At 28.8% G+C, this 18,885-nt stretch carries 15 protein-coding genes; 13 read left to right on the plus strand and 2 right to left on the minus strand.

The window, feature by feature from the left end; translation table 11 throughout:
- Window positions 1-289: 289 nt before the first annotated feature.
- The 8 genes from IC174_RS06900 (at window position 290) to IC174_RS06935 (ending at window position 11,354) form a co-directional block, all read left to right on the plus strand.
- Complete coding sequence (locus tag IC174_RS06900; RefSeq protein WP_227434883.1) at window positions 290-751, plus strand: MarR family winged helix-turn-helix transcriptional regulator; 462 nt, start codon at window positions 290-292, stop codon at window positions 749-751.
- Window positions 752-818: 67 nt separating this feature from the next.
- Window positions 819-3,065, plus strand: coding sequence for an ABC transporter ATP-binding protein (locus IC174_RS06905; RefSeq protein ID WP_227482500.1), 2,247 nt, complete (start codon window positions 819-821; stop codon window positions 3,063-3,065).
- On the plus strand, window positions 3,058-4,890 hold the full coding sequence (locus IC174_RS06910; RefSeq protein WP_227434881.1) for an ABC transporter ATP-binding protein: 1,833 nt from the start codon (window positions 3,058-3,060) through the stop codon (window positions 4,888-4,890). The genes IC174_RS06905 and IC174_RS06910 overlap by 8 nt, the downstream gene beginning before the upstream one ends.
- A gap of 654 nt (window positions 4,891-5,544) precedes the next feature.
- The gene (gene hflX, locus IC174_RS06915; protein ID WP_413926913.1) at window positions 5,545-6,816 is read left to right on the plus strand and encodes a GTPase HflX; all 1,272 of its coding nucleotides are present in this window, start codon (window positions 5,545-5,547) and stop codon (window positions 6,814-6,816) included.
- Window positions 6,817-7,048: 232 nt separating this feature from the next.
- On the plus strand, window positions 7,049-7,588 hold the full coding sequence (locus IC174_RS06920) for a flavodoxin domain-containing protein (RefSeq protein WP_227434879.1): 540 nt from the start codon (window positions 7,049-7,051) through the stop codon (window positions 7,586-7,588).
- 207 nt (window positions 7,589-7,795) lie between these two features.
- Window positions 7,796-9,160 carry an aldehyde dehydrogenase gene (locus IC174_RS06925; RefSeq protein WP_227434878.1) on the plus strand — a complete coding sequence of 455 codons (1,365 nt, stop codon included), beginning with the start codon at window positions 7,796-7,798 and terminating at the stop codon, window positions 9,158-9,160.
- A gap of 146 nt (window positions 9,161-9,306) precedes the next feature.
- Complete coding sequence (locus IC174_RS06930) at window positions 9,307-10,473, plus strand: AI-2E family transporter (RefSeq protein WP_227482501.1); 1,167 nt, start codon at window positions 9,307-9,309, stop codon at window positions 10,471-10,473.
- Window positions 10,474-10,571: 98 nt separating this feature from the next.
- On the plus strand, window positions 10,572-11,354 hold the full coding sequence (locus IC174_RS06935) for an alpha/beta hydrolase (protein WP_227434876.1): 783 nt from the start codon (window positions 10,572-10,574) through the stop codon (window positions 11,352-11,354).
- 120 nt (window positions 11,355-11,474) lie between these two features.
- Here IC174_RS06935 and IC174_RS06940 read toward each other — a convergent pair whose 3' ends face one another.
- Together IC174_RS06940 and IC174_RS06945 are read right to left on the minus strand one after the other, a co-directional pair.
- Window positions 11,475-12,128: a TetR/AcrR family transcriptional regulator gene (locus IC174_RS06940; protein WP_227434875.1), complete on the minus strand. Its 654-nt coding sequence runs from the start codon at window positions 12,126-12,128 to the stop codon at window positions 11,475-11,477.
- Window positions 12,129-12,151: 23 nt separating this feature from the next.
- A complete protein-coding gene (locus IC174_RS06945; RefSeq protein ID WP_227482502.1) occupies window positions 12,152-13,516 on the minus strand; it encodes a sodium:solute symporter family protein in 1,365 nt (454 codons plus the stop codon).
- 674 nt (window positions 13,517-14,190) lie between these two features.
- Here IC174_RS06945 and IC174_RS06950 point away from each other — a divergent pair.
- The 5 genes from IC174_RS06950 (at window position 14,191) to IC174_RS06970 (ending at window position 18,883) form a co-directional block, all read left to right on the plus strand.
- Complete coding sequence (locus IC174_RS06950) at window positions 14,191-15,621, plus strand: MFS transporter (protein ID WP_227434873.1); 1,431 nt, start codon at window positions 14,191-14,193, stop codon at window positions 15,619-15,621.
- A gap of 99 nt (window positions 15,622-15,720) precedes the next feature.
- On the plus strand, window positions 15,721-16,824 hold the full coding sequence (hisC, locus tag IC174_RS06955) for a histidinol-phosphate transaminase (protein ID WP_227434871.1): 1,104 nt from the start codon (window positions 15,721-15,723) through the stop codon (window positions 16,822-16,824).
- A 32-nt stretch (window positions 16,825-16,856) separates the two neighbouring features.
- On the plus strand, window positions 16,857-17,075 hold the full coding sequence (locus tag IC174_RS06960; RefSeq protein WP_227434869.1) for an indolepyruvate ferredoxin oxidoreductase subunit alpha: 219 nt from the start codon (window positions 16,857-16,859) through the stop codon (window positions 17,073-17,075).
- Between the two features lie 16 nt (window positions 17,076-17,091).
- Window positions 17,092-18,141 carry a 3-methyl-2-oxobutanoate dehydrogenase subunit VorB gene (vorB, locus tag IC174_RS06965; protein ID WP_227482503.1) on the plus strand — a complete coding sequence of 350 codons (1,050 nt, stop codon included), beginning with the start codon at window positions 17,092-17,094 and terminating at the stop codon, window positions 18,139-18,141.
- A 1-nt stretch (window position 18,142) separates the two neighbouring features.
- Window positions 18,143-18,883, plus strand: a complete 741-nt coding sequence (locus tag IC174_RS06970) for a thiamine pyrophosphate-dependent enzyme (RefSeq protein ID WP_227434863.1) — start codon at window positions 18,143-18,145, stop codon at window positions 18,881-18,883.
- The last annotated feature ends 2 nt before the right edge of the window (window positions 18,884-18,885 follow it).

An 18,885-nucleotide genomic window follows, 5' to 3' on the forward strand; every position in this document is an offset into this window, starting at 1 on the left:
GTAATATATTATTAAATAAGAGGTTGTTTCAAAATTTATTTTATTTTGAAACAACCTTTTTTAATTGATAAATTTATGAAGAGGTTTATCTTAAGGTTTCAATGAAAAATATAAGTAGTTAGCTAATTAAAAAACTTATTATTAGCTATTAAAATCATAACTAATCAATAGAAAAATATTTAATAAATGAAATTTATATGAATTTTTTATAAATATATTGAAAAAAGATAGCTGTTATAGTAAAATAATCATTAGCCGACTAAGTAATATAAAAATAAGGAGGGTAAGTATGAATAGCAATTCTGAAGAAAAATTAAATGATGTTTTCTTGCAATTGATGCGAATATATTTTATAAGAACTCATTTTTATTTTGATAAATTAGGCTTGTACCAGGGTCAGCCACAAATACTTTTTTCTCTTAGGATGAAAAATGGTCAAAGTCAAAAAGAATTAGCAGATAAAAGAAAAGTAAAAGCATCTACAACGACAGTTATGATAAAAAGAATGGAAAAAACTGGGCTTGTAGAAAGAAAACAAGATGAAAAAGACCAAAGAATTTCTAGAATTTTTTTAACAGATAAAGGCCTAGAAGTATGTAAGAAAGTTGAGGAATTTAACAAAGAATTAGAAAGAGAAATCTTTTTAGGATTTAGTGAAGAAGAAAAAATAGTACTTAGAAGACTTCTAATGCAAGTTAGAGACAATTTAAAAGCAGGATGTCATAAACATGAGCATGAAAAATATTTCTAAAGTTTAAAACAATGTTTTTCAATTTAATGCTATCAGACTAATTAATATTACAGAAGGGAAGAAGTGTATGTTTAAATTAATTAAATATTTAAAGAAGTCAGCCTTATCAATAGTAATAATAGTATGCTTATTGGTAGTTCAAGCAGTATGTGACCTTTCTTTACCAAAATATACATCTAATATAGTAAATATAGGGATACAGCAAGGTGGAGTAGAAAACTCTGTTCCATCTATAATTAGAAAAAGTGAATTAGATAAGATTACTTTGTTTATGGATAAAGATAATAAGGATAAAATATTAGACAATTATACTTTATTGAATAAGGAAGATTACAGCAAGTATAAAGAGAAGTATCCAAATTTAAAAGACGAATCTCTTTATGAGTTAAATACTAAAAACAAGGATACTATAGAGGAGTTAAATACTATTTTTGGTAAATCTATTTTAATTGTATCAGGGCTTGAGGGGGACAGTAAGGAAGTAAAAGCAATGAAATCTCAGATAATGAGTCAACTTCCTACACAAGGGACTCAAGGTGAAGAAGTTGATATATTTAAAGTGTTATCAATGATGCCAACAGAACAATTAGACAAATTAACTAAAGAGATGAGCAAAAGCTTTGAAAGTATGCCAGAAAGTATGATAACACAAAGTTCAGTATCATATGTAAAAGCAGAATATGAAAACATAGGTATTGATACAGAAAATATGCAAAATAATTATATATTACTTACTGGTGCAAAAATGCTTGGTATAGCTATGATTAGTATGATAGCTACAATTACAGTTGGATTTTTAGCAGCAAGAGTAGCAGCAAGCGTAGGAAGAAATTTAAGAAGTGGAGTTTTTAGAAAAGTTATGTCATTTTCAAATAGTGAAATGAATGAGTTTTCTACAGCATCATTAATCACTCGTAGTACAAATGATATTCAACAGATACAAATGTTGATGGTTATGCTACTTAGAATAGTTTTTTATGCTCCAATAATGGCTATAGGTGGAATAATAAAAGTTTTAAATACTAATACTTCAATGGCTTGGATTATAGCAGTTGCAGTAGTAGCCATTTTATCTTTAATAATTGTATTATTCTCAGTTGTTATGCCTAAGTTTAAATTGGTTCAAAAGCTTGTCGATAAGTTAAACTTAGTAAGCCGTGAGATAATTACAGGTATTCCAGTTATAAGAGCTTTTAGTACTGAAAAACATGAAGAAAAAAGATTCGATGAAGCAAATAAAAATTTAACTAAAACAAATCTTTTTGTAAATAGAGTTATGACATGTATGATGCCTGCTATGATGCTTATAATGAACCTTATTACAGTTCTTATAGTTTGGAGAGGTGCATATAGTGTTGATTCTGGAGCAATGCAAGTTGGAGATATGATGGCATTTATACAATATACAATGCAGATAATAATGTCATTCTTGATGATATCAATGATATCTATTATGCTTCCAAGAGCATCTGTTTCAGCTACACGTATAGATGAAGTGTTGGTATCAGATATAAGTATCAAAGACCCAGAAAAATCAAAAGTACAAGAATTTAAAGAAGATAAAAAAGGTCTTGTTGAATTTAAAAATGTTTCATTCATGTATCCAGATGCAGAAGAAGCTATATTGACAGATATATCCTTTACAGCAAAACCAGGAGAAACAACTGCATTTATAGGAAGTACTGGTAGTGGTAAGTCGACTCTTATAAATTTAATTCCTCGTTTCTTTGATGTTACTGAGGGAGAAATATTACTTGGTGGAGTTAATATAAAAGATGTTGCTCAACATGATTTAAGAGAAAAAATTGGATATGTACCTCAAAAAGGAGTATTGTTCTCTGGTACCATAGAATCCAACTTGAAATATGGCAGAAAAGACGCAACAGATGAAGAAATGAGAGCTGCAGCTGAAATAGCTCAAGCTACAGAATTCATTGATTCTAAACCAGAAGCTTTTAAAACTGAAATTTCTCAAGGTGGAACAAATGTCTCTGGAGGTCAAAAACAAAGACTTTCTATTGCAAGAGCAATAGCAAAAAATCCAGAAGTTTATATATTTGATGACAGTTTTTCGGCTCTTGACTTAAAAACTGATGCAGCTCTTCGTAAAGCTTTAAAATCAAAAACTGCTGAAAGTACAGTATTAATAGTTGCACAAAGAATTAGTACCATCTTGCATGCAGAACAAATAGTTGTTTTAAATGAAGGAAAAATAGTTGGAATAGGAACACATAAAGAGCTTCTAAAAAATTGCGAAGTTTATGAGCAAATAGCTTTATCACAACTTTCAAAGGAGGAGCTAGCTAATGAGTAGAATGGGAAAAGGTCCTATGGGAAAATCTATAGGAGCAGGACAAAAAGCAAATGACTTTAAAGGAACCATGCGAAAACTAATTGCATACTTATCTAAATTTAAAATATCAATAATTTTGGTAATTGTATTTGCTATTGGTAGTGCATCGTTTTCTATAGTAGGTCCAAAAATTTTAGGTAAGGCGACTACAAAGATATTTGAAGGATTAGTGAGCAAAGTCTCTGGAGGCAATGTAGGTATAGATTTTGACGCAATTGGAAAAATTTTAGCATTATTACTTTGCCTTTACTTGGTAAGTGCACTATTCTCTTTTATACAAGGATTCATAATGAGTGGAATTTCTCAAAAAGTATCTTATAATTTAAGACAAGAGATTTCAGTAAAATTGGATAGATTGCCAATGAAGTATTTTGACACTAAAACACATGGTGAAATACTATCAAGAATTACAAATGATATAGATACTCTAAACCAAAGTTTAAATCAAAGTATGACACAACTTATAACATCAGTAACAACTATGATAGGTGTTTTGATAATGATGTTATCTATAAGTGGTATTATGACATTAGTGGCAATTTTAATATTACCAATATCAATGTTTGTAATTTCAAGAATAGTAAAGAAATCACAAAAATACTTTAGATCCCAACAAGAATATTTAGGGAATGTAAATGGTCAAGTTGAGGAAACTTATAGTGGTCAAACAATAGTAAAAGCATTTAATCGTGAAGAAGAAGCAATTAATGAATTTGATAAATTAAATGATAGTTTGTATAATTCAGCATGGAAATCTCAATTTTTATCTGGGATAATGCAACCACTTATGATGTTTATTGGAAACTTAGGATATGTAATGGTATCAATCTTAGGAGGTTGGCTTGCAATTAAGAAAACAATTGAGGTTGGAGATATACAGTCATTTATACAATATGTAAGAAACTTTACACAACCAATGACTCAGATTGCACAGGTTGCTAACTTACTACAGTCAACAGCAGCAGCTTCTGAAAGAGTATTTGAGTTTTTAGAAGAGGAAGAAGAAGACCAAGTTGTTGAAAATGCAGTTTCAATAGATGGTTTAGAAGGTAAGATTGATTTTGAAAATGTTAATTTTGGATATAATTCAAATAAGACTATAATAAATGATTTCTCAGTAAATGTTAAACCTGGTCAAAAAGTTGCTATTGTTGGACCTACAGGAGCAGGTAAAACTACTATAGTTAAGCTTTTAATGAGATTTTATGATGTTAATAGTGGTTCAATACTAATTGATGGTCATAATATTAAAGATTTCAATCGTAGTGAGCTTAGAGAAATGTTTGGTATGGTTCTTCAAGATACATGGTTATTTAGTGGCTCAATTATGGAAAATATAAGATATGGTAAACTAAATGCTACAGATGAAGAAGTTATAGAAGCAGCTAAATCTGCACATGTTCATAGATTTATCAAAACATTGCCAGATGGATACAACATGAAATTAAATGAAGAAGCAAGCAATGTTTCTCAAGGTCAAAAACAATTATTGACTATAGCTCGTGCCATTTTAGCAGACCCTAAAATCTTAATATTGGATGAAGCTACAAGTTCTGTTGATACTAGAACAGAAGTATTAATTCAAAAAGCTATGGATAATCTTATGGAAGGTAGAACAAGCTTTGTTATAGCACATAGATTATCAACTATACGTGATGCTGACATGATTCTTGTTATGAATGAAGGAGATATAGTTGAACAAGGAAACCATGAGGAACTTCTAAAGAAAGGTGGATTCTATGCTAATCTTTACAATTCTCAATTTGAAGAAGATGAAGCAATGTAGTAAGAATTTACTTTAAAATATGAGTATCGTTGTAAGAGAAATATAGAATAAACTATGTAGATAAGATTATATTTTGTAAGATATAATCTTATCTATTTTTTTATGTATTTACAAAGTTATGTATTTTGTTATAATATATAATAAGGAAAATGTTGGAGGTGATTATCAAAATGTATATTTAATCGTATTCTTTAAATTTTATTAATAATAAAATTTAATTTTAATAGTTAACAATTATGTAAAGTTATCTACTTTAGTTACTTTTATTAGTTGTGTAAAAAACTACTTAAATTTAAGAATTGGGTTAAATATAATATAATAATCACATATGAGTCAATTAAATTGACATATTTTTAATATATATTTAGAATTTTAATCCTTCTTATAATGTAAGTAGATTGTTTTGTATTACTTAGATTTATAAGGAGTTTTTTTATTGAAAAAACTACATAATATAATTGAGGAGAGGTGTTTTAAAGTGATTTTTTATATAAGATTAAGAAAATAACGTACGATTATGGTTATTATAATATTAAATTAGAAGTATCATTTAAGAATAAAATTAAACAAGCAAATTCTTAATGAATTTAATTATAGAGCCATAATCTCGTGCTATATATTAAATAAAAAATAGTATATAAGGAGAATATGGATATGGCAAAAAAAGGAATAATAGTAGGACTAAACATAAATAGTAAATCTGAGGATTTCAACGAACTAATGATTGAACTTGAAAACTTATGCTCTGCATGCAATATTGATGTTGTAGGAAGTATAACTCAAAATGCAAAGCAGGTTAATAGAGCATATTATATTGGTATAGGTAAAGTTGAAGAATTATTAAATATAATAAAACAAGAAAAAGCAGATATAGTTGTGTTTTATAATGAGCTTTCTACATCACAACTTAAAAACCTTGAAGAAAAATTAAACTGTGAAATTATAGATAGAACAGCATTGATACTTGATATATTTGCACAAAGGGCAAAAACTAGAGAAGCCAAGCTTCAAGTGGAAGTAGCAAGTTTAAGATATATGTTACCAAGACTTATAGGCTCAAATGAAAATTTAGGGCGTCAAAGTGGAGGAGTAGGTACTAAAAATAGAGGTTCTGGTGAAAAGAAATTAGAGCTCGACCGTAGAAGAATAGAAGAAAAGATAACTTCTCTAAATAGGGAATTAGATGATTTAAAATTCCAACGAGAAACTCAAAGAAATATGAGAAAAAAATCTAATCTTCCAAATGTAGCTTTAGTTGGATATACAAATGCCGGAAAATCTTCAATAATGAATGAATTAGTTGATATATTTAAAAACTCTGAAGAAAAGAAAGTATTTGAAAAAAACATGTTATTTGCGACATTAGAAACTTCTATTAGAAGCATAGTTCTTCAAGATAATAAAGAATTTTTATTGTCTGATACAGTTGGATTTGTAAGTAATCTACCACATGATTTAGTAAAAGCATTTAGGTCGACATTAGAAGAAGTGTGCGAAGCAGATGTGTTATTACATGTTATTGACGTTTCAAATCCAAGCTATAAAAATCATATTAAAGTAACAGTAGATACTTTAAATCAAATTGGCGCAAATGATATCCCTATAATAAATATTTACAATAAAATTGATTTAGTTGATGAAGAATTATTAAATGATATTGTAGATGATATAGGCAAGGAAGGTATATTTGTTTCAGCCAAAAAAAATATAAATATAGACAAAATGGTAAAATGCATTTGTGATAGCATATTTAAAGATTATATAAGATGTAAGCTTTTGATTCCATACAGTGAAGGAAATGTAGCTTCTTATTTTAATAATAATACAAGTGTCATAAATACAGAATATATGGAAGAGGGAACTCTTTTAGATGTAGAATGTAGTAATATAGAATATAACAAGTATAAAAAGTATGTTTTAGAATAAACTTTTTAAAAGGTATTGTAATCTAGAATTTATTTAAAGTAGTTAGTTTGGAGTTAAGTTGGAAAATTATTATAAATTATAATTTGTATAAAGCGGTATAGTTATCTAAGCTATACCGCTTCATTATATATGATAAAAAATAAGATTATTGACACAAAAGTAATTAATTACTATAATATAAAGTAACTAGTTACTAATTATAGTTATTATCAAGATTAAGGAGATAATTAACATGAAAAATATAGTGATAATTTATAAAAGTAAGTATGGTTCAACAAAAAAATATGCTAAATGGCTTTCAGAATCATTAGCTTGTGATATTTTTGAAATTAAGGATGTTAATCTAGAAAAGATTATAGATTACGATACAATTATTTTAGGTGGAGGTCTTTATGCTTGTAATATAGCAGGAATTTCTTTTTTTAAAAAGCACTATGAGAAATTAGCAGGTAAAAATCTAGTTGTTTTTGGTGTAGGAGCATCTCCATATGATGATTCAGTAATAAGAAAACTGAGAGAAGTTAATTTTAAGGATAAGTTGAATAATATTCCTTGTTTTTACTGCCGTGGCGAATGGAATGAAACAAAAATGTCATGGCTTGATACCACTCTTTGTAGTTTTCTTAAAAAGTCAATAGCTAAAAAACAACGTCAAGGTTTTAATCCAATAGAAGCTCCTTTATTATTAGGAGAAGATTTTGATTGGTGTGATAAAAAGTATCTAAATCCTATACTTGATTATGTGGATAAACTTCAAAACACAAGCTTATAACTATATTGTAATTTATAGAGTAATTAATTCTTAAAAATACAATTTTTTTATTAGTTCTCCTGTATCTAAAAGGGGGGCTTTTTTTATTTGTAAATTTATGTTATATTGATATGAATTTATTATTGTATAAAAATTATATTAATAGAAATTTAAACAATTTGTTTTAAAAATAGAGTAGTCTAATTCTTAAAGAGGGGGGTTTAAATAGTGGATATAAATAAGATAGTAATGATGCAAAGGGAATACTATAATACAGGTAAAACAAGAGATGTATCATTTCGTTTAGAGCAGTTAAAAAAGCTAAAGTCAGTTATATTAAAAAATGAAGATAAAATACTTGTGGCATTAAAACAGGATTTAAATAAATCAAATTTTGAAGGATTTATGACAGAAGTAGGTATTTTATATAGTGAGTTGAATTTTGCTATAAAAAATATAAAAAAATGGAGCAAAACAAAAAGAGTTCGTTCAAGTATGGTCAATTTTCCATCTATATCTAAGGTTGTTCCTCAACCTTATGGTGTTACACTTATAATGTCACCTTGGAATTATCCATTTCAACTAGCTCTTATACCATTGGTTTGGTCATTAGCAGCAGGCAATTGTGCAATAATAAAACTTTCTGAGTACTCTGTATCAACTTCACATATAATCAAAGACATACTTGAAAGTATATTTTCAAAAGAATATATTGCAGTAGTTCAAGGTGACCAAGAAGAAAGCGAAAAAGTACTTTTAGAAAAATTCGATTATATATTTTTTACAGGAAGCACTGCGGTAGGTAAAGTAATTATGAAAGCAGCATCAAAGTATTTAACTCCTATAACTTTGGAACTAGGAGGAAAAAGTCCTTGTATTATACTAGAAGATGCAGATATAAATCTTGCTGCAAAAAGATTGACATGGGGAAAACTAATAAATGCAGGACAAACTTGTGTAGCACCAGATTATATTTTAGTACATGAGAATAAAAAAGATGAGTTAATAGAGAAAATAAAATATTATATTGAACAGTATTTTGGAGAGAATCCATGTGATAATGAGCAATTTCCTAAAATTATAAATGAAAAGCATTTTAAGCGTATAATATCCCTTATTGATATGGAAAAGGTAGTATATGGTGGTAATTATAATAACCATACATTAAAAATAGAGCCAACTATAATAGATGATGCTAGTTGGGATGATGATATAATGAAGGAGGAAATATTTGGACCAGTATTCCCTGTTTTGACATACAAAAACTTAGACGAAATTTTGCAAGAAATTATACAAAGACCAAATCCACTAGCTCTTTATATATTTACAAAAGATAAGTATTTGGAAAATAAAGTTTTAGAAATGATTCCAGCAGGAGGGTGTTGTGTAAATGATACAATTATCCATATAGCTACCAACTACTTACCATTTGGAGGTATTGGTGAAAGTGGTATGGGTTCATATCATGGTAAAGCAGGATTTGATACATTTACGCATTACAAAAGTGTATTGAAAAAATTAAATTTAGATATTCCTATTAGATATGCACCATATAATGATAAATTAATTAAAATTCTTAAAAAAATGATGTAAACTATATTGTAGAAAAAATACAAATCAAATTAAAAATATATATTTTGATTATATTTTATCAAATTAAAAATTTTAATTTGGCATATTTGTTATAAAAGTAGTAATTTTGTGATAAAATTTAATTATATAGAAATAAGGAGGAAAAAATGAAAATTAATTGGAATACAAAGTACACGACAATAGCAATTTATACGTTTATAATATCTGCTTGTAGTATTATATTCTATCTTATATCATCACAAATTGATGTATTCTCCAACAATTTAGATATTATGTTTACAACATTACAGCCATTTATAATAGGGTTTGCTATTGCATATCTTCTGAATTTTATTTTGAAATTTTATGAAGAAAGACTTTTTATCAAAAGTGAAAAATTAAAAAACCTAGAACAAAAATCAAAAAGAGGATTGGGTCTTTTATTAACATATGCAACAGCTGCATTGATACTTTATTTATTTATGCAATTCGTATTACCTCAAGTAATTGAGAGTATTGTTGGATTAGCAAATGATATACCTATGTATGTAAACAACGCAACTAAGCTTCTTGATAAATTAATGACTGATTTAAATCTTGATGAACAATACTTTAATTTAGCAGTAGATAAATGGAATGAATTTGTCACATACATTATAAAATTTGTAACAGATTTAATACCAATATTAGGAAATATGTTGAAGGATATAGCTTCTAGTATATGGAATATTGTACTAGGATTGATTGTTTCAGTATATTTGCTAATTGATAAAGAAAAATTCTATGGATTAAGTAAAAAAATAACTTATGCACTTTTTACAGAAACACAAGCTGCTAAAATTCTAGAATTAACTCACAGAAGTAACTATACATTTGGTAGATTTTTAGGTGGTAAGATACTAGATTCATTTATTATAGGTATTTTAACATTTGTAATACTTACAGTGGTAAAAATGCCATATACATTATTAATATCAGTAATAATTGGTATTACAAATATTATTCCATTCTTTGGACCACTGTTTGGAGCAATACCATCTACAATAATAGTAATGTTTGTTTCTCCAATACAAGCACTATGGTTATTGTTAATTATATTAATAATACAACAAATAGATGGAAATATTATAGGGCCTAAAATACTTGGAGACTCAATTGGGATATCTGCATTTTGGATTTTATTCTCATTGTTGGTTGCAGGTAAATTATTAGGCTTTGTTGGAATGGTAATAGGAGTTCCTCTATTTGCAGTAATTTATTCTATAATTAAAGATATTATTGAGGGTAAATTAGATAAAAAAGGATTACCAACAGATACTTCTGATTATATGTAGTTAAAAATATATAAATTAATAAAATATTTAAAGCACTGAGACAATTAAAATCTTGGTGTTTTTTAGATAATAAATTCATTATAAAAGAGGTGTTTTTTGTGGCATTTATAGAATGTAAATTTAAATCAAAATATACAGGAGGAGAGACTGATATAATCGTAGTTTTACCTATAGCAAATGGAAAAGAACTATTTACTGGCAAAGAGATATATGACTTTGAAGGTAAGTTTAAAACATTGTACTTATTTCATGGGCTAGAAGATGACCAAAGTTCATGGATTAGATACACTAATGTAGAACATTATGCCAAAAGCAAAAATATAGCTTTAGTAATACCAAGGGTAGAAACTAGTTTTTACACAGATATGTTATATGGACATAAATATTTCACCTTTGTAAGTGAAGAGTTACCTAGATTTGTTAGAGCTATATTTCCTTTATCAGATAAGAGAGAAGATAATTTTGTAGCTGGAATGTCTATGGGAGGGTATGGCGCTTTAAAATTAGCACTTTCAAAACCAAATGAATTTTCAGCAGTAGCAAGTTTTTCTGGTTCACCTGATATGATTCATGAGTTGGAAAATCAGCAAATAGAAACAAATGCTGATATTCTATTCCATGACTTTGGGAAACCAGAAGATGCTAGAAATAGTGAGAATGATTTACTTTACATACTTAAGAATCTTAAAGAGAGTAATAAAGATATTCCTAAAATTTATCAATTTTGTGGTGATAGGGATTTTTTATATAAGAATAATCAAACCTTTAAAAAATATGCAGAATCTTTAGATGTTGATATTGTATATGAAGAGTGTGTTGGTGGTCATGAATGGCGTCTATGGGATTTATGGATAAAGAAATTTATAGATGCAATTGGATAAGCATTTTATTGTCATTAGAGCAAAATATTATAAAGTATTTTTAAACGTAATAAAGACTGAAATATTAAAATACAATTATGATTTCAAAATTTCAGTCTCTAAAAGTTCAATAAAATTTTATTAAGTTCTTATGCGAGTTATTATTGGCGTAAAATTATCAACTATATCTATATAGTATTTACTCAATTCTTCTAAAATATCTTCGCATAAATCAGTGCTGTGACCAAGGTTAATTAGAAACTGTTTTGTAAAATATTTTATTACAGATTGATAAGATATATCATATTTATGTGAAGTATAGACCCTAATTATCTCAGGTTTCATAGCGAGTATACCAATACAGGAAAGTATCAATTCGTCATGTTCTATAGATTCTTTTTCATTAACATATCTTTTCATGACCATTTCAGTTACACTTCGTTGATAGCTTAAAATAGCTTCCTCATAAGCTATATCCAAATAAAAGTTTCTATACGCTTCATTTTTTAAAAGAAAACAAAGGTCAGCATTCATAGCAAGAAAGAACATCATCATTGTACCTTCTTCATGATAATTATAGATTAAAGATTGCATTTCATCCCTTATATCTTCATATATTATAGCTCCTATTTCACTTTTACTTGAGAAATAATAACTTATTAAGCCTAAATTTATATTGGCTCTTTCTGCAATTTGCCTAGTGGTTGTCTTGTGATAACCTTGTTCAAAAAATAATTCTCTAGCAGCACTTATAATACTAGCTTTTGTTTCCTTACCTTTTTCTGATTTTGACATATTTACTGTGTATACCTTTCTTTTCAATCTTTTTTTGAAAATTTACTAACTATAAATATCGTAACCGAACCACCTATTATAGGTACTAAAATTCTGTCAAAGACAGTAAGGAGGCCAATCATATTTAAAAATGCTAATATTGCACTTACTATGACAGCACAGATAGCTCCTTTTTTTGTAGCACCTTTCCAGGAAAGACCAATGACAAATGGTGCAAATATCACACCTGTACATAATGGTGCTGGCCAAAATAATAGTTCTAATAAACTGTCAAACTTGAGTGCTATAATTGCTCCTATTATAGCTGTTAAAGCTGAGGCGATTTGAGAGTATTTAAGAGTATTTTTTAAATCATTAAACTCTATATTAGGATGTAATAATTTATTATAAATATCTCTCGATATTATGGCACTCATTGAGGTCATTAATGAGTCAGCAGTGGACATTATGGCAGCTAATATAGCAGCTAAGAATAATACAGAAACTAAAGGAGGTAGAGTTGTTGATATCATTTGAGGTAAAACCTGAACAGATGATATGTTTGGAAATAAACTACCACCAATAGCTCCAATTATGCCTATAGGGAAAGCAAGAAATAATAGTATAAATCCTGCAATAACACTGCTTTTAACTGCATTTTTAGCATTATCAGCACATTGGTATCTCAAAAAACTTTCATAAGAAAATATTGAGCCTAAAACCAATGGTAAAACTGTATACATAAAATCACTAAGCGACTTATTTCCTGGGAAGAATGGTTCTTTTACCATTGATTGTAACATAAGTAAAGGATTGTCGCCAACTAATTTTAAGCTTATATAAGCTACTATTGGCAAAAATACTACACAAATAGCAAGTTGAATAAATGCTGATACTGCAACTCCCCACATTCCTGATGCATAAGTATATATAATGATTACTATGACTCCTACAATTACAGCTATATCATAAGGGATACCAAATGCAGTAGATACAGAACCAAAAGATATTAGTTGACTGCCCATAATAGCTAATATTGATATTGGTGTTACAAGACATTGATAAGCTCTTAAGAATATACTATGACCATATCTAGTTTCAATATAGTCAGCAGGTGTTATATCACATGATAAGCTTCTTAATTTTCCTGCAAAAAACGCATTTACAAAACAAGCTAAAGCCGCACCTATAGTAGAGTACATACCAACCCATAGTCCTCTTTCAGCTCCCCATTGAACTCCACCAACCAAACATCCTCCTCCAAAAGACGTAGCAGCAATAGTTGCGGCAAGTATGGGTAAAGGAAGATTTCTACCCGCAATTAGGAAATCGGATGCTGTTTTAACTTTTTTAGAAAAATAAAAGCCAATCCATATGTACACTGCACATGTAGCAATTAAAAGTAACATAATTTTTTCTCCTTATATAATATTTTTTAAATAAAATTTATAAAATATATTTATAAAATATATTTTATATAAAAGTAAGACAATATTGACTTTAACTGGCTTTGGATTAGTGTAGCTACAATAATTTAACATATTATGTTATGTAAAAGTTAGATAAAATAAGAAAATTGAAAATTCTGAAATTAAAGATTATAATAAACGTTTACTTGATATATTCTTTTTTGTAATTGTAACATGCTTTTATTTTAAAATCAATAGTACATGTATAAAAATAAAAGGAATTTAAAGGGCGAAAAAATATTTTTAATATCTGATTGTAGTATATAAAAAGAAGATAAAAATTATTCTTGAATAAATTTATAATAATTTAAAATAAGTAAAATTTTGATAAAATAATTTGGAATGTATGCTTTGGTGACACTTTATATGGATATATTAATAAAAATAACGATTTAAATTAAGTATAAATGCCTTTTTGGTTCATTTGAGTAATGAAAAAATAAAACCAAAAAGTGTTTGACAATTATGAATTTTAAGAATATAATTAAATTAAAATTATACACATATAAAAATTTGATTCGAATTATAGAAAGTGTAGAGATGGATTTGAAATTCAAATTATTATACGTGAATAAAAATAAATAAAGAATAAATTATATTAAGGAGGGGTAGATGTGAGTAGTCAAGAAAGCAAACCAAAAGGAAACCTTATATCAAACTTTAGAGATGATATGAGAGACCCTAAAAAGAGAGCAGTATACACTTACTCAGGTTCTATAAATTTGGCATATAATTTTATAGGCTACTTTGTATCAACAGTAACAAACATATTTTTAACTGATGTAGCAAAGCTTGGGGTAATTATGGCAGGTGGTATGCAAATAATACAATCTTTCATAAAGATGGCTGTGGCTCCAATAACAGGGACTGTATTTGACAAACAACCATTTAAAAAAGGAAAATATTATCCTTGGCTTAGATATACACCAGCAGCATTAGCACTAACATATGGAGTATTTTTCATAGTTCCATTAATGAAAATAAGCCCAACATTACTTTTACCTTTAATGACAGCATTATTGTTAATAGCATCTTGTGCTCAGCAAGTAGTTTTCACTATAATCTATGCTATTTACCCTGTGGTTACTAAAACACCTAGAGACAGAGTTATAGGTTCGACTACTACAAATATATTCAAAGAAGTTGGAAAATTTTTAGTAGGTTTTTCATATCCGTTATTATTAGTTTTATTTGCAGATGTACTAGGTGGAGAAGGAATGGGTTATTTAGGTACTTATCTATTCTTTGCAGTAGGATGTCTTCTAGTATTTTGGTTTTCTTCAACAGAGATAATAAAGTCTGGAGCAGAAGCTGAAGTACTTCAAAAAGAAGAAAAACCAAAAATTAAAGCAAGTGAAATGCTAAAAGCTTTATTTACTAATGTACCACTTATGATGGCATTCTGTTTAGAGTTTCTTATATGCATAAGATCTATAGGGCTAGGACCTTTAGCTCCTTATTACTTTAAGTATGTAATAGAAGATGAACGTGGATTAGCAGTATTTTTAGCAATAATGCCTTTGGTAAGTGTAGGCTTTATGTTTTTCGCACCAGTATTTATAAGAATTTGTAAAGAACAAAAATTAGCTTCAATAATTTCTTTCTCTATATGTGCATTATGTCACTTGTTAGTTGCATGGACTCCTTGGGGGAGAACAACTTTAGGTGTAACTATGTTATTGGCAATTGGTGGAGGTTTCTCAAATGTAGTATCAATAATAAATCTTAACTTCTTTGCTGGTTCTTGTGATTATGGACATTGGAAATCAGGAAAAGATTTACCAGGTTTAAGTATGTCACTATATCCAGTTGCAATACAAGTAGGTGTATTACTTGCGACTACTATAAGAACAATTTTAATGAATTCAATGGGATATCAAGCTGATATGGTAGTTACAGCAGCAGTTAAAACAGGTTTTATAAATATGATTTCTTACTCTATGGCAATACCTTTAATAATAGCTGTTGTTATAGCAATCTTATATCCAGTAAGTGATAAAAAATTAAATCAAATAAGAGAAGAATTAAATCAAAGAAACGCTTAATAAAAAATTTGAGTAAATGACTTAGTTTAGTTGTGAGAGTAAGTAGACGCAATAGCGTTTATATAAATGAAAATACATATACAGAGGGGGCTTTTAAAAATGATAGAAAAATTATTGAGAAATACAGTAAAAGAATTACATCAATATGTTCCAGGTGAACCAATAGAAAAAGTAAAAGAAAAATATGGTGTAAAAGAAATAATAAAACTAGCTTCAAATGAAAATCCTCTAGGACCATCACCAAAAGCAATGGAAGCTATGATTGAAATGTTAAAACAAGGTCAACTTTATCCAGAGCCAGAAGCTAATGAACTTAGAAGAAAATTAGCTGAAAAATTGAATCTAAAAGCAGAAAATTTCATTGTTGCTAATGGAGCAGATAACGTTATCACGCTAATAGGTGAAGCTTTTATAAATAGAGGGGATGAAGTTATATACTGTGACCCAACATTCCCGTCTTATAGAACAGCAACTGTTAAAAATGAAGGAATACCAGTAGAGGTACCTTTAACAGAGGATTATAAGTATGATTTACAAGGTATATTAGATAAGATTACAGATAAAACAAAGTTAATATGTGTATGTAATCCTAATAATCCAACAGGAACAATTGTAGATGATAAAGAATTGGAAGAATTTTTAAAGAAAGTCCCTGAAAATATTATAACTATATTAGATGAAGCATATATAGAATTTTTAACAGTACCTAATTATGTGGATGGGCTTAAATATGTAAGAGAAAATTACAATGTTATAGTGACAAGAACTTTCTCTAAAATATATGGTCTTGCAGGACTTAGAGTAGGGTATGGTATTGCTAAAGATGAGATAATAAGAACTTTATTTACCGTAAAAGAACCTTTCTCTGCTAATCGTGTTGCGATAAGTGGAGCAACAGCAGCACTTGATGATGATGAATTTATAAAGGAGACATATGAGTTAAATAGAGTTGGAATGGATTATTTCAAAGACGAGTTCACAAAAATGGGATTTGATGTTGTAGATTCACAATCAAACTTCCTTTATGTAGATATGAAAACAGATATACCTAAGCTATTTGAAGACTTAAAACAAAAAGGTTTTGTAATAAGACCAAATGCTACACATGCACGTGTAAGTATTGGAACTATGGAAGAAAACAAGAAATTTGTAGCAGTTTTAAAAGAAATATTAAATCTTAAGGAAGAGCCAAGTATTGGCTAATAGATAGAAATATTACGAAATGGGGTGTAACTATGAGTTTAAAAATAAACGCAGAGAGATGTAAAAGCTGTGAATACTGCGTTATATCTTGTAAAAAAGGAGCATTAAAAATATCCGATAATATAAACACAGAAGGATATACTCATGTAGAAGTCGATGAAAGCAAATGCATACTTTGTGGAATCTGCTATCAAGTATGTCCAGACAATGTATTTGAAATAATTAAAGAAGAAGCATGTCAAGAGGCTTAAAAGGAGTTGGGAGAATATGAAAAAAATGTGGAAGGGGAATCACGCCATTGCAGAAGCAGCTCTAAGAGGTGGTTGTGAGTTTTATGCAGGATATCCAATTACACCACAAACAGAGGTAATGGAATTTTTATCACATAGAATGTCTGAACTTGGAAGAACTTTTATACAATCTGAAAATGAAATGGCTGCTATATATATGGTATATGGAGCATATGCAAGTGGAATGAGGTCTATGACAAGTTCTTCAGGACCAGGAATATCTTTAAAACAAGAAGGAATCTCATATTTATGTGCAAATCATTATCCTTGTGTAATTGTAAATGTGCAAAGATGGGGACCTGGTCTTGGTTCACTAGATTCAGCACAAACAGATTACCTAAGAGACACTAGAGGGGGAGGAAATGGAGATTATCATCTAATAGTTTATGCACCAAATAGTATTCAAGAAACTGTAGATTTAATGTATAACTCATTTGATGTAGCGGAGAAATATAGAGTGCCTGTTGAAATTTTGACAGAAGCAGCTTTAGGTCAAATGATGGAACCAGTAGAGTTTCCTGAATTTAAGAAAAGAGAAGAAGACTTAGGTTGGACTTATGATGGAAGCAATAGAGACCATGCAAAAGTTCCAGATAACCAAAAACCAGCTTTTTGTATGGAAAAGCGTATGAAAATAACTGAAAATGAACAACAATGGGAAGATTATCAAGTTGAAGATGCAGAATATGTGTTTGTAGCGTTCGGTATACCATCAAGAACAACTATGAATGCGGTTAGAAGACTTAGAGAACAAGGCGAAAAAGTTGGAATAATAAGACCAATAACAGTGTGGCCTTTCCCATATAAAGCATTTGAAAAGGTAAATAAAGATGTAAAAGGATTTATCTCAGTAGAGTCAACTGATACAGGGCAGTTAGTAGAGGATGTTGCATTAGCTTCAAAGAAAATATGCAAAGAAAATGTACCTGTTTATGGATTATTTAGTGGAAATCATATACCAAAAACATTACAAGTAATGGACACTTACAGCAAAATAAAATCTGGCGAAATTAAGGAGGTGTTCTAATATGGCTACAGATAGATTAACACCTAGCATTGTTTCAATACCAAATAAATTTTGCCCAGGTTGTGGTCATGGAATAGTAAACCGTATAATAGCAGAAGTGATAGAAGAAAATGGATATGAAAAAAATCATGTATTAACTTTAGGCGTTGGCTGTGTTTGTAATATGAATTTTAGCTGGAATGGAGATAAGATGCAAACCGCACATGGTAGAGCTTCATCTACAGCTATAGGAGTAAAAGTAGCACGACCAGATATGTTAGTTATGACTTATCAAGGTGATGGAGATGCATATGTTATAGGTCTTTCTGAAACATTAAATACTGCATATAGAAATCATAATATAACTGTGTTTGTAATAAATAACAATAACTTTGCAATGACTGGTGGTCAAATGTCATGGACTACTATGCCAGGTCAAGTTACAACAACAAGTGTAAATGGAAGAGATATAAAAACTACTGGTAGTCCATTAAAAGTTCCTGAAATGGTGGCAAATTACTTTGATGTAGCCTATGTAGCAAGAGGTTCAGTTCATAGTCCAAAAGAAATAATTAATCTAAAAAAATATATAAAAAATGCTATAGAAGCTCAATTGAATGGAGAGGGATATTCATTGGTTGAAATATTAGCACCTTGCCCAACTAACTGGGGTGTATCATTAGAAAAATCTATCCAGTGGATTGAAGAAGAAATAGTGCCATATTATACTCTTGGCGAATTTAAGCAAAGGGATGGTGAATAGTT

It is taken from the genome of Clostridioides sp. ES-S-0001-03 (assembly GCF_020676075.1).
In the GTDB taxonomy this organism is placed as follows: domain Bacteria; phylum Bacillota; class Clostridia; order Peptostreptococcales; family Peptostreptococcaceae; genus Clostridioides.